Annotated in this window: 11 protein-coding genes and 1 tRNA gene; 4 read left to right on the top strand and 8 right to left on the bottom strand. The window is 37.9% G+C overall.

Annotation, left to right across the window (positions count from 1 at the left end):
* Nucleotides 1-163: 163 nt before the first annotated feature.
* Nucleotides 164-1,219 carry a 3-deoxy-7-phosphoheptulonate synthase gene (locus H4J56_RS12560; RefSeq protein WP_182259415.1) on the bottom strand — a complete coding sequence of 352 codons (1,056 nt, stop codon included), beginning with the start codon at nucleotides 1,217-1,219 and terminating at the stop codon, nucleotides 164-166.
* A 138-nt stretch (nucleotides 1,220-1,357) separates the two neighbouring features.
* Nucleotides 1,358-2,167, bottom strand: coding sequence for a pyruvate, water dikinase regulatory protein (locus tag H4J56_RS12555; RefSeq protein WP_070373656.1), 810 nt, complete (start codon nucleotides 2,165-2,167; stop codon nucleotides 1,358-1,360).
* 322 nt (nucleotides 2,168-2,489) lie between these two features.
* Between H4J56_RS12555 and ppsA the strand changes: the two genes are divergently transcribed.
* The 3 genes from ppsA to H4J56_RS12540 all read left to right on the top strand — a co-directional run bounded on the left by ppsA (nucleotide 2,490) and on the right by H4J56_RS12540 (nucleotide 8,458).
* The gene (ppsA, locus tag H4J56_RS12550; RefSeq protein WP_182222042.1) at nucleotides 2,490-4,868 is read left to right on the top strand and encodes a phosphoenolpyruvate synthase; all 2,379 of its coding nucleotides are present in this window, start codon (nucleotides 2,490-2,492) and stop codon (nucleotides 4,866-4,868) included.
* A gap of 202 nt (nucleotides 4,869-5,070) precedes the next feature.
* On the top strand, nucleotides 5,071-8,148 hold the full coding sequence (locus tag H4J56_RS12545; protein ID WP_182259414.1) for an FAD-binding and (Fe-S)-binding domain-containing protein: 3,078 nt from the start codon (nucleotides 5,071-5,073) through the stop codon (nucleotides 8,146-8,148).
* Between the two features lie 106 nt (nucleotides 8,149-8,254).
* Nucleotides 8,255-8,458: a hypothetical protein gene (locus H4J56_RS12540; protein ID WP_182259413.1), complete on the top strand. Its 204-nt coding sequence runs from the start codon at nucleotides 8,255-8,257 to the stop codon at nucleotides 8,456-8,458.
* Between the two features lie 25 nt (nucleotides 8,459-8,483).
* Here the strand turns inward: H4J56_RS12540 and H4J56_RS12535 are convergent, their stop codons facing one another.
* The 6 genes from H4J56_RS12535 to H4J56_RS12510 all read right to left on the bottom strand — a co-directional run bounded on the left by H4J56_RS12535 (nucleotide 8,484) and on the right by H4J56_RS12510 (nucleotide 11,493).
* A complete protein-coding gene (locus H4J56_RS12535) occupies nucleotides 8,484-8,822 on the bottom strand; it encodes a TusE/DsrC/DsvC family sulfur relay protein (RefSeq protein WP_182216104.1) in 339 nt (112 codons plus the stop codon).
* Complete coding sequence (gene tusB, locus H4J56_RS12530; RefSeq protein ID WP_182171813.1) at nucleotides 8,813-9,109, bottom strand: sulfurtransferase complex subunit TusB; 297 nt, start codon at nucleotides 9,107-9,109, stop codon at nucleotides 8,813-8,815. Before tusB ends, H4J56_RS12535 begins: the two co-directional genes overlap by 10 nt.
* Nucleotides 9,110-9,114: 5 nt before the next feature.
* Nucleotides 9,115-9,483 (bottom strand): sulfurtransferase complex subunit TusC, encoded by a 369-nt coding sequence (tusC, locus tag H4J56_RS12525; RefSeq protein ID WP_182243370.1) that lies wholly within the window; start codon nucleotides 9,481-9,483, stop codon nucleotides 9,115-9,117.
* A gap of 10 nt (nucleotides 9,484-9,493) precedes the next feature.
* The gene (gene tusD, locus H4J56_RS12520) at nucleotides 9,494-9,868 is read right to left on the bottom strand and encodes a sulfurtransferase complex subunit TusD (RefSeq protein WP_182243368.1); all 375 of its coding nucleotides are present in this window, start codon (nucleotides 9,866-9,868) and stop codon (nucleotides 9,494-9,496) included.
* Nucleotides 9,869-9,994: 126 nt separating this feature from the next.
* The gene (locus H4J56_RS12515) at nucleotides 9,995-10,660 is read right to left on the bottom strand and encodes a Bax inhibitor-1/YccA family protein (RefSeq protein ID WP_070373648.1); all 666 of its coding nucleotides are present in this window, start codon (nucleotides 10,658-10,660) and stop codon (nucleotides 9,995-9,997) included.
* A 254-nt stretch (nucleotides 10,661-10,914) separates the two neighbouring features.
* A complete protein-coding gene (locus H4J56_RS12510) occupies nucleotides 10,915-11,493 on the bottom strand; it encodes a DNA-3-methyladenine glycosylase I (protein WP_070373647.1) in 579 nt (192 codons plus the stop codon).
* 148 nt (nucleotides 11,494-11,641) lie between these two features.
* Between H4J56_RS12510 and H4J56_RS12505 the strand changes: the two genes are divergently transcribed.
* A tRNA-Ser gene (locus H4J56_RS12505) sits at nucleotides 11,642-11,732 on the top strand.
* Nucleotides 11,733-11,757 lie beyond the last annotated feature (25 nt).

The raw sequence follows: 11,757 nt of genomic DNA, 5'->3' as shown, positions 1-11,757 counted from the left end.
AAACAGAGCTAACCAAACACTTTACGTTACGGTGTTTGGTTTGGTTTCACTTAGATAAATTTTGCTGAATATAAAAAAGCCGCAGGGGAGTTATCCTCAGCGGCTTTTTTTATTTAAGCGTTGAAATATGCTTTATAGATAAATTTAACGTTGAGTTGAACGTTTAGCTTGAACGTTTAGCTTGAACAGCCGCCGATAACTCATCTAACAAACTGACACTGGTGTCTAAGTTAATACAGGCATCAGTGATACTTTGTCCGTAGGTGAGTTTGTTAACATCAACCACTTTTTGATTACCCTCAACTAAGAAGCTTTCAACCATTACACCAAATATAGCGTTGTCGCCTTGCTCCATTTGAGCTCTTAAAGAGCGAGCAACGTCAATTTGTTTCTTATGGTCTTTAAAACTATTGCCATGGCTACAATCGATCATAATACGATTATCTAAGCCAGCTTTAGCCAATACTTCACCGGTCTTACTAATGTTTTCTGCGTGATAGTTCGGCTCTTTACCGCCACGTAAAATAACATGAGCAAATGGGTTACCATGCGTTTGATAAATACACATTTGACCACTTTTATTGGGTGAGTATAAAACATGAGGCACACTTGAGGCGTTGATGGCGTCAACAGCAATCTGTACATTACCGTCAGTGCCATTTTTAAAACCTACCGGACATGAAAGTGCTGAAGCTAATTCTCGGTGAACTTGGCTTTCAGTTGTTCTAGCACCAATAGCTCCCCAGCTTATTAAATCTGAAATATATTGGCCGGTCACCATATCTAAAAATTCAGTACCTGCAGGTAAACCGAGTTTATTAATATCCATTAATAACGATCGAGCCAGGTTTAAGCCTTTGGCTACATGAAAAGATTTATCTAAATCAGGGTCACTGATCAAACCTTTCCAGCCAACCGTTGTACGAGGCTTTTCAAAATAAACACGCATGACAATCAATAAATCATCTCGGTACTTATCATGTAATACTTTAAGTTTCTCTGCGTAATCAACAGCAGCAGTGGTGTCGTGAATTGAACACGGGCCAATAATGACCAGTAAACGGTCGTCGTCACCGGTGATAATCGCTTCAATGTCTTTTCTGCTTTGGATGATAAAACTCGCTGTTTCATCATCTAGTGGGATTTGCTGTGCTAATTCTTCAGGAGAAACAAGGTTTTCAATTAGCGTGGTTCTAAATTCATCCGTTTTAATAGTCATGGTAATCTAATTTTTTTATTTGAAGGCGTTAATGCGCAATAAAAAAGCCAGCGCAATATAATTTATCGCGCTAACATAACCAAATTAGCGGCTTATGTGAAATGCTTTCTGTATTTTCAAAGATTAATTTGAACTAAGTTAATATTTATAGCGTTGTAAGCCTGTTTCATTGAGGATTTTTGCTGATATTTCTTCTACTGAAAACTTTGTGCTGTTAAGGAAGGGAATTTTTTCTTTTTTATACAGTTTCTCCACTTCTCTAACTTCCATTCGACACTGTCGTGCTGATGAATATTTACTGTTCGCTAATCTTTCACCGCGAATATCAATTAAGCGTTGTGCGTCGATAGTTAAGCCAAACAGTTTCTTTTTATGAGGTTTTAAAAAGTCAGGTAAAGTCAGGTCGTCCATATCATCATCAGTAAAAGGATAGTTCGCTGCTTTGATACCATATTGTAGTGCGAGGTATAACGAGGTTGGTGTTTTACCCGAGCGCGATACACCCACGAGAATAACGTCGGCATGCTCATAATTGGTAACATTTGAACCATCATCATTGGCCAGTGAATAATTAACCGCATCAATACGATAATCATAACTATTTTCGTGAATACTGTGCGTGCGATGAGCGGTAGGCTTGGCGTCTAGTTGCAGTTCTTTCTCAAGTGGCGCGACAAAATGCTCTAGGAAGTTATAAATAACGCCATCACAACTATCAATAATTTTTCTAATGTCGTTATTAACAAAGGTATGAAAAACTAACGGTGGCATACCGGTACGTTTAGCGGCCTTATTAATTTTTATTTTTGCCGCTTCTGCTTTTTCAACAGTTTCAACAAATGAAATAGTGTCGTGATCAAATTCCATTGGGAAAAGTGATAGCAAAGCATGACCAAAAACCTCTGATGTAATGGCTGTGCCATCAGAAATATAAAAAGCAGCGCGCATTTAAAAACCTCTTTATTATTTTTAATACCCAACCAATAAAATTAGCTAAGTTTTTTATAGTTAAAATAAATGACTACTGCCAGATAAAATTAATAAGTAGGATAATGACTTAATAAATTTTATGCAGGGTATTTACCCATTTTTCTGATGAAAACTAGGCCATTAAATTAATCAAATGGGTATAACTGTAACTTATACTGAAATGTTTCAAATAACATTTCAGTTTATAAAGTTCGCAGTGTAAAATGTCTTAAGCTATAAATATACTGATATAACTCATAAATCTATTTATTTTTGTTTCTTTTTTTTTGGAGAAGATGTCGTGCAAGAAAATGTACTTTGGTATGAAGTTTTAGGAATGAATGATGTTGACCGCGTTGGCGGAAAAAATGCATCACTTGGTGAAATGATCTCAAACCTTTCAAACGTAGGCGTGCAAGTCCCAGGTGGTTTTGCTACGACTTCCTACGCATTTAATGAATTCTTAGAACAAAGTGGCATCAACGACAAAATATATCAGTTGCTTGATAATTTAGATGTTGATGACCTAGCCGCATTATCAAAATCAGGTGAAACAATCCGTAATTGGATCATAGAAACACCATTTCTACCTGAAATGCAGCAAGATATAGCAAAAGCCTACACCACCTTAGCCGATGGTTTTGCTGACGATGCTTCATTTGCTGTTCGTTCTTCAGCAACGGCAGAAGATATGCCCGATGCTTCTTTTGCGGGACAACAAGAAACTTTCTTAAACGTACGTGGTTTTGACGCTGTGATGATAGCGATCAAACATGTTTACGCTTCTTTATTTAACGACCGTGCCATTTCTTACCGTGTTCATCAAGGTTATGACCATCGTGGTGTTGCTTTGTCTGCTGGCATTCAGCGTATGGTACGTAGTGATATTGCTTCAAGCGGTGTGATGTTCTCTATTGATACTGAGTCTGGCTTTGAAGACGTAGTCTTTATTACCTCAAGTTACGGTTTAGGTGAAATGGTGGTGCAGGGCGCAGTTAACCCTGATGAATTTTATGTTCATAAACCTACACTTGCTAAAGGTAGACCGTCGGTTGTTCGTCGTAATATCGGTAGTAAAGCCATAAAAATGATTTACACCACAGATCAAAGTCATGGCAAACAAGTTGAAATTGTTGATATTGAAGAAAAGTTGTCTAATCAATTTTCATTAACCGATGATGAAGTTCAAGAACTTGCCAAACAAGCCGTTATTATTGAAAAGCATTATCAACGTCCAATGGATATTGAATGGGCTAAAGATGGCTTAGACGGTAAGCTTTACATCGTTCAGGCGCGCCCTGAAACAGTTCGTAGCCGTGAAAGCGCTAATGTCATGGAACAGTTTCAATTACAAACAACCGCTGATGTTATTTGTGAAGGTCGCTCAATAGGTCACAAAATTGGTAGTGGTGAAGCAAAGGTTTTAGCTTCACTGGCTGAAATGGACAAAATTAAGCCCGGTGATGTTTTAGTCACCGACATGACCGACCCTGATTGGGAGCCTATTATGAAGCGTGCTTCTGCGATTGTTACTAATCGTGGTGGTAGAACTTGTCATGCTGCAATTATTGCTCGTGAAATGGGTATTCCTGCGGTTGTTGGTTGTGGTGATGCGACAAAACGTATTGCTAATGGCGATGATATTACCGTTTCTTGTGCTGAAGGTGATACTGGTTTTATCTACAAAGGTAAACTTGATTTTACTGTAACCACTTCTCAAGTTGATTCAATGCCAGAAGTTCCATTAAAAATAATGATGAATGTTGGTAACCCAGACCGAGCCTTTGGTTTTGCTCGTTTACCTCATGCGGGTATTGGTTTAGCGCGTTTAGAATTCATTATTAATAAGATGATTGGCATTCATCCAAAAGCGTTGTTAAATTTTGATGAGCAATCTGACGATTTAAAAGATGAAATTAACGATATTATCGTTGGTTATGCTAGCCCAGTTGAATTTTATATTGCTAAGCTCACCGAAGGCATTGCAACCTTAGCGTCAGCGTATTCGCCTGAGAAAGTAATCGTTAGAATGTCTGATTTCAAATCAAACGAATATGCTAACTTAGTTGGCGGCGACGTGTTTGAACCGGAAGAAGAAAATCCAATGATTGGCTATCGCGGCGCAGCACGTTATATCTCTAAAGATTTCCGTGAATGTTTTGCACTTGAGTGTGAAGCGATTAAACGCGTGCGAAACGACATGGATTTTACCAACGTTGAAATCATGATCCCATTTGTTCGTACGGTAGAAGAAGCCGAGCAAGTTATTGAAATACTCGCTGAAAATGGTCTGAAACGTGGTGAAAATGGTTTGCGCGTTATTATGATGTGTGAATTACCGTCGAACTGTCTGTTAGCCGATCAATTTCTAGATCATTTTGACGGATTTTCTATCGGTTCAAACGATTTAACGCAATTAACACTAGGTTTAGACCGTGACTCTGGTTTAATCGCTCATTTATTTGATGAACGCAATCCAGCCATTAAAGCCTTATTGTCGATGGCGATTAAAGCTTGTAAAGCGCGTGGTAAATATGTCGGTATTTGTGGCCAAGGCCCGTCAGATCACCCTGATTTTGCCGCATGGTTGGTTGAAGAAGGTATCGACAGTGTTTCGCTTAATCCAGATACGGTATTAGCGACTTGGTTGTATATTGCTGAAAACCACAAGAATAAATAATCGTATAGCGTGGTTTATCGATTAATAATGTGAGGTCATAGCCTCACTGGCAATATAATAAACAAAGGCTAGGTTCTTTTTACTATAAGTTTAGTTAAAAAGTTCTTAGCCTTTTTGCACTCTTCAACAAAACTTGAGTCATAATTCAAAACTGACGTGATATACTTAGCTTAACCTTAAATCGTTAATATGTTTTTCGTCTATGTCTCAGAGCTTACCTTCATTAGAACACCAAGAACTTATCGCTCCACTGTATCAAAAGTTTTCTCAGGAGCTTGGTAACAGTCAATATAGCGGTGAAATTAATTGCCAATATAGTGCTCGGCTAGCGGTTGCTACCGACAACAGCATTTATCAACAATTACCACAATTGGTTTTACATCCTCGAAGTAAGCAAGACGTACAATTGATCAGTCAATTGTCTTCAACGCCAAAGTATCAAAGTATTAAGTTTAGTGCGCGTGGCGGTGGAACTGGCACCAATGGACAAAGCTTAACGCCAGGCATTGTCGTTGACTTGTCAAAATATATGAACCGTATTTTAGAAATTAATATTGAAGAAAACTGGATACGTGTTGAAGCGGGCGTCATCAAAGATCAATTAAATGATTATTTACGTCCACACGGTTTTTTCTTTTCTCCAGATTTATCAACCAGTAGTCGTGCAACCATTGGTGGCATGATTAATACTGATGCTTCCGGACAAGGCTCTCTGGTCTATGGCAAAACCTCTAATCATGTTTTAGCCCTAGAATCGGTTTTAGCCAATGGTGACTTTCTGTCAACATCTCCGATGTCCATTGAGGAAGCGGAAGAACTCGCGCAACAAAATAGCAGTTACGGCCATATTGTTAAACAAGTACTGGCCTCATGTCGTGATAACCGAGCCTTGATTTTAGAAAAATTTCCCCGTTTAAATCGTTTTTTAACGGGTTATGATCTAGAAAATGTTTTTAATGATGATTTAAGCCAAGTTGATATTTCTCGTCTGATCACAGGTTCAGAAGGTTCGTTAGCCTTTGTTTGTGAGGCAAAACTCAACTTAACGCCAATTTTAAAAGCTAAAACACTGATTGTAATTAAATATGACAGTTTTGATTCTGCGCTGCGCCATTCACCGGCACTCGTTGAAGCTAAAGCGACTTCAGTTGAAACCATTGATTCAAAAGTCTTAAATTTAGCCAAACAAGATATTGTCTGGCATTCGGTGCGTGATTTAATCACCGATGTTGACAGTAAAGTCATGGACGGTATTAATATTGTTGAGTACAACGGCACCAGTATTGAAGCTTTAGCCGATCAGGTAGCACAATTAACAGCACGTTTAGATAGCGACATTAGCAATAACACCGGTGTTATTGGCTATCAAGTGACCACTGATTTAAGCAGTATCAATAAACTTTATGGTATGCGAAAAAAAGCCGTTGGCTTGTTAGGCAACACAGCAGGTAGTCAAAAACCATTAGCTTTTGCCGAAGATACGGCCGTGCCACCCGAAAACTTAGCGGATTACATTGTTGAGTTTCGCGCATTACTCGATAGTTATGGTTTGCACTACGGCATGTTTGGTCATGTTGATGCGGGCGTTTTACATGTTCGTCCAGCACTCGATATGTGCGATCCTGAACAAGAAAAGTTGCTCCGCGAAATCTCTGATAAAGTGGTAACGTTAACCGCTAAATATGGTGGTTTAATGTGGGGTGAACATGGCAAAGGTTATCGCAGCGAATACAGTCCAAAATTTTTCGGTGAGCATTTATTTACTGAACTAAGAAAAATAAAAAGTGCTTTCGACCCGCATAATAAAATGAATCCAGGTAAAATTTGTACGCCACTTGAATCGAGTGAAAAACTAGTCTCGGTTGACGACACTAAACGGGGTTTCTATGACCGGCAAATACCTATAACGGTAAAAGATTCATTTAGTTCAGCGCTCGACTGTAATGGCAATGGCTTGTGTTTCAATTATGATGTAGACAGCCCAATGTGTCCTTCAAGCAAGGTAACGCGTGACCGAAGACATTCACCAAAAGGTAGAGCAGGCTTGATGCGTGAGTGGTTACGTCTTTTAGAAGCTAAGGGTGTCGACATTCTTAGTTTAGAAGAAAACATTCAGCATTGGTCTGTAAAACGTTTATTAGATAAGATAAAAAATCGTTTTTCAGCACATCAAAAAGAAGATTTTTCTCACGAAGTGATGGAATCGATGCAAGGTTGTTTAGCCTGTAAAGCTTGTGCGAGTCAATGCCCTGTAAAAGTAGATGTTCCAGATTTTAGAGCGCGCTTTGTTAACTTATATCATTCAAGATACTTCCGTCCGTTAAAAGATCACTTAGTCGCTAATGTAGAAACATTAACGCCATTAATGGCCAAATCTCCGAAATTAATTAATTCGGTATTATCCCATAAATGGTACGACAAATTTTCACGAGCAACGATTGGTTATATTGATACTCCGATACTTTCTGTACCGACCTTAGCAAAGCAAGTCAGAGAAAAAAATTATCAATCCTTTGATCTTGCTTATTTACAAGGGCTCAATAAAGAGCAACAAGCGAGTCATGTGCTGATCGTTCAAGACCCGTTTACTTCTTTTTATGATGCTAACGTCGTTGAAGCTATGATGGCATTAATTGAAAAGTTAGGTTTTACCCCAATATTATTACCGTTTAAACCTAATGGTAAACCGCAGCACGTAAAAGGATTTTTAGCTAAATTTGCAAAGACAGCTAAAAATACCGCTGAATTTTTAAACGAACTTCATCAGTTAAATATACCTATGGTCGGTTTAGATGCTTCATTAACGCTTTGCTATCGCGACGAATATAAACAAACGCTTGGTGATAAGCGTGGCGATTTTCACGTGCTGTTAGCCCATGAATGGTTATTAACGGTTATAGAACATCAGAATACTAAAATAGCACTTTCATCACTAACGGGTGATAAACAAGTAGCGCCTTATAAATTATTTGCGCATTGTACTGAGAAAACGGCATTAGCCGGTAGTGAAGGGCAATGGCGTGAGATATTCAAGTTATTTGGTTTGACACTTGAAAACGTCTCTGTGGGCTGTTGTGGTATGGCTGGTACTTACGGACATGAGCAAGTAAATTTTGAAAACTCGAAAATGTTATTTGAAATGAGTTGGCAAGATAAGTTAGCTAAATTAGAGGCTAAACAAGTCTTAGTGACTGGCTACTCCTGTAGAAGCCAAACAAAGCGTTTAGGAAACATGCAGACTCGTCATCCTGTGGAAGCGTTATTATCAGCTTTTGAGTAAATGTTTTCATCGACTAAAGTTATGATAAAGAGAGTCGATATAGTTTGTGACAAATGTTGTACTTGTTCTAACTTGCTATCTGCATAGCTAAAACGTGAGAGGCTTTATGTCATTATCATTGAATAATATTGAAAGCGTGCAAACAGATATAACTACAGGTTATGCATTAAAAACCGCAGCCTTATCTAAAAGTCAGCAAGAGCTTGAAGGTGAAATGGCGCTAAAGCTTATCGCCTCGGCTGGCAGTGTTGACTCCGTGGTATTACCAACATCAGGTAGCAGTGGTTTCACTATCAATATTAAAGTTTAATATTGATAGTCGGAGAGTAAAACGTTTAAATACAGCGTGCTGGTTTGGGTAAACCAGCATACTTTGTTGCTTGTTTTGCTGGCCCTTCTTTGAATAATCGATATAAGTACCGACTACTTGATTTTTCTTCGCCAAATTCTGCTTTCATCGCTTTTGTTAACGCTCTTATTGCCGGGGACGTATTGTAAGTCAGGTAGAACTCTCTAACAAAGCGTATAACTTCAAAGTGTTGCTCCGTTAATACCAATTGGTCTTTATCAGCAATTATCTGCGCTAAATCTGTATGCCAGTCTTTAAAGTTAATTAAATAACCTTGCTTGTCGGTGGCGATTTCTTGCTCATTAAAAAATAAACTCACTGCCAAGTTACCGATTTTTCTGTTGCACAAATCAATGTCATTAATGCATCGAGTGATAAGGTGTTTATTTTTTCTTTATCAATCGTTATAGCTCTTGCTTGTGCGTGCGCTTCAACAATATAAAGCGCGGGCAGCGCTATTTTACTTAAGGCTTGTTGCCATAAATCATGACTAAGGTTGTAGCAACCATCATCAAGTAGCACGATAGTGTCATTTGCTTGTATTACGTCAAGACATTGTTCAAAGTCGCTTGTTTGAAAAGCGGATGTGCGCACTAAGTGAAGCATACTCATGTGGGTTAAAACCTTAATATTGATTGATGTTGGTGTAATGATATCGAGAACTCTGCACGGTCAAGTACGGCTACGTTTTCAATAGAAAAATCGTTAGCCAAGCCACGTTGAGTCAGTGAATGTTGGCAAACATAAATATTTTCAATATCATAAAACTCTAATGCCGCTAACGTTTTTAAAAAGTCTTTTTGTTGGATAAATTCAGGCTGTTGTTTGGCTATTAATTGATAAACGCCATCGCCTTGAAAATACAAACTAATGGCTTGTTCATAAGAGCCAAAAATAAGGGCAACATCAAGAGAATCTTTAGCATTTGCTGCTGAAAAGGGTGCGCTGGCATTAACGATAGCAAGTGATTTTTTGGCTTCAGACATGATAAATTCCTTACAGTTGAATTAAACGATCAGCGTTGACATTCAATTCTACTAACTCACCTAGGCCCGATAAGGTAAATGCCTGATGAATAGTAGCGGCTTGACCATCATTAATATCATCACTTAGCCCACGTTTTTCTGCTGCAGTAGCACATAAGTGTAAAGGAATATCATAGTCGTGATGTAACTGTTGCCATTGTCGATGGGCTTGGTATTCGTCATTAGGGAGTGCAAGGTGCTGGCTACCATTTAAAACACCGTCTTGATAAAAAAATACGCCAACAACGTTAATATCACTCTTTAACGCAGCGGTAACCATATTAATAGCAGTAGCCGTTAAGTTACTGTTGGGCGGGGTGGTAATAACAAAGGCGAGTTTTTTCACAAAATGTCCTACATACACAAGTAAATAGTGATTATAAATGAATATAAAAAAACCTCGGTGACCGTAAGATCAACGAGGTTTCATATTATAAGCAATAACTCACTTACATTCTATTATCTTACGATATTAATCATCGCCGCCCATTACGCCTAAAAGGTGTAATAAATGCACGAAGATGTTGTAAATATTCAAGTATAAAGAAATAGTTGCTCGAATGTAGTTGGTTTCACCACCATTAATTATACGACTAGTATCAAACAAGATTAAACCAGACATAATCATGATAATAGCTGCGCTAACTGCTAATGAAAGAGCCGGTATTTGAAAGAAAATATTTGCAATACTTGCAACTATTACCACAATTAAACCGACCATCAAAAAACCACCCATAAACGAGAAGTCTTTTTTGCTAGTTAATGCATAACCCGATAAGGCGAAAAATATTAATGCAGTACCACCTAAGGCTTGCATTATCATTCCAGGACCTGCAGGCATTGCAGCGTAATGGTTAAGCATAGGGCCTAGAGAGGCTCCCATTAAACCAGTGAATGCAAAAATCCAAAAAATACCACTCGCTGAATCAGCTTTTTTGTTTACAACAAACATTAAGCCAAAAGCGACTAATGTCATTATAAGAGCTGCGCCGTGTGGCAAGTTCAACGACATAGAAATAGCGGCAGTAACGGCACTAAAAGCTAATGTCATTGATAACAACATATAGGTATTTTTAAGTACCTTGTTAATTTCTATAGCTGAGCTTTTACTCGCTTGTAAACCAATATTTGATTGCATAAAACTTCCTCTGATAACTTTAGTTATACTTTTTAGACAAGGCCATTTAAGTCAAATTCAAGAGTACTCTTAAACTTTCTTTATGACATCTTGACATATTATGACATGGCGTTTTTTAAAATACTATTATTTAGTTGCTTAAATTTGTTGATATTTACTAATAATTTGTGAATATTTGTAACTAAAAAATTAAGCCGCATTAACTAGCATTGGTGGCTTGTTGGTGATTGTTATTTTTCCAAGGTATTACTCACTTATTTTCTAAAACAGCTATTTGAGTGGTCATTTATCAATCCGGTTGCTTGTAAATGTGAATATAAGGTTGTTGAGCCTAGAAATTTAAAGCCAATCTTCTTCATGTCTTTGGCTAATCTATCACTAATAGGGGACGTAGCAACTGATTTCTCTGTATCATTTATACTGTTAACTTGGGTTTTATTATCAACATAAGACCAGATGAACTGACAAAAACTTCCGTACTCTTGCTGTATTTCAATAAATCGTTGTGCATTATTAATAGCTGCTACTATTTTTAGCCTGTTGCGTACTATTGAGGCATCTTGCATTAAACGTTCTACATCGTCGTTAGTAAACCTTGCAACTTTATTTACATCAAAGTCTAAAAATAACGTACGGTAACCTTCACGTTTCTTAAGAATAGTGTACCAACTTAAGCCAGCTTGTGCAGATTCTAAAACAAGGGATTCAAACATCACTTTATCGTCATGAACCGGCACTCCCCATTCTTCATCGTGGTATTTTACATAATCAGGTTTTGAGGTATCAAGCCAAGAACAGCGGCACTTGTTTACAGAAAAATTATTATTACCCATACACACCCTTGAAGATTGTTTAAATAGCTAGCGATTTGTTGTTTTTTTTAGCAAACAAACATTTTTGTTAAATAAATGCTTTACAAGTCTTTTTCTACACTTTAATATTCGCCTCGTCTTCAAGCAAGCAATTGTTTTGAGACATTCAGGTGAGATGGCTGAGTGGTCGAAAGCACTGGTCTTGAAAACCAGCAAGGGTTTATAGCCCTTCTAGAGTTCAAATCTCTATCTCACCGCCAAACAAAGAAAAACCGCTAATCGAAA

Origin of the sequence: Colwellia sp. BRX8-4, assembly GCF_014077345.1 — a bacterium.
Lineage (GTDB): Bacteria > Pseudomonadota > Gammaproteobacteria > Enterobacterales > Alteromonadaceae > Colwellia_A.
Note: the sequence above shows the minus strand (reverse complement) of the source record. Positions and strands in the feature narration are given on the sequence as shown.

Excerpts from the sequence above, each read along its gene's own strand:
- H4J56_RS12515 (WP_070373648.1), bottom strand. The coding sequence starts at position 10,660 with ATGCAATCAAATATTGGTTTACAAGCGAGTAAAAGCTCAGCTATAGAA.
- H4J56_RS12560 (WP_182259415.1), bottom strand. The coding sequence starts at position 1,219 with ATGACTATTAAAACGGATGAATTTAGAACCACGCTAATTGAAAACCTT.
- H4J56_RS12545 (WP_182259414.1), top strand. The coding sequence starts at position 5,071 with ATGTCTCAGAGCTTACCTTCATTAGAACACCAAGAACTTATCGCTCCA.
- H4J56_RS12540 (WP_182259413.1), top strand. The coding sequence starts at position 8,255 with ATGTCATTATCATTGAATAATATTGAAAGCGTGCAAACAGATATAACT.
- tusB (WP_182171813.1), bottom strand. The coding sequence starts at position 9,109 with ATGAGTATGCTTCACTTAGTGCGCACATCCGCTTTTCAAACAAGCGAC.
- H4J56_RS12555 (WP_070373656.1), bottom strand. The coding sequence starts at position 2,167 with ATGCGCGCTGCTTTTTATATTTCTGATGGCACAGCCATTACATCAGAG.
- H4J56_RS12510 (WP_070373647.1), bottom strand. The coding sequence starts at position 11,493 with ATGGGTAATAATAATTTTTCTGTAAACAAGTGCCGCTGTTCTTGGCTT.
- tusC (WP_182243370.1), bottom strand. The coding sequence starts at position 9,483 with ATGTCTGAAGCCAAAAAATCACTTGCTATCGTTAATGCCAGCGCACCC.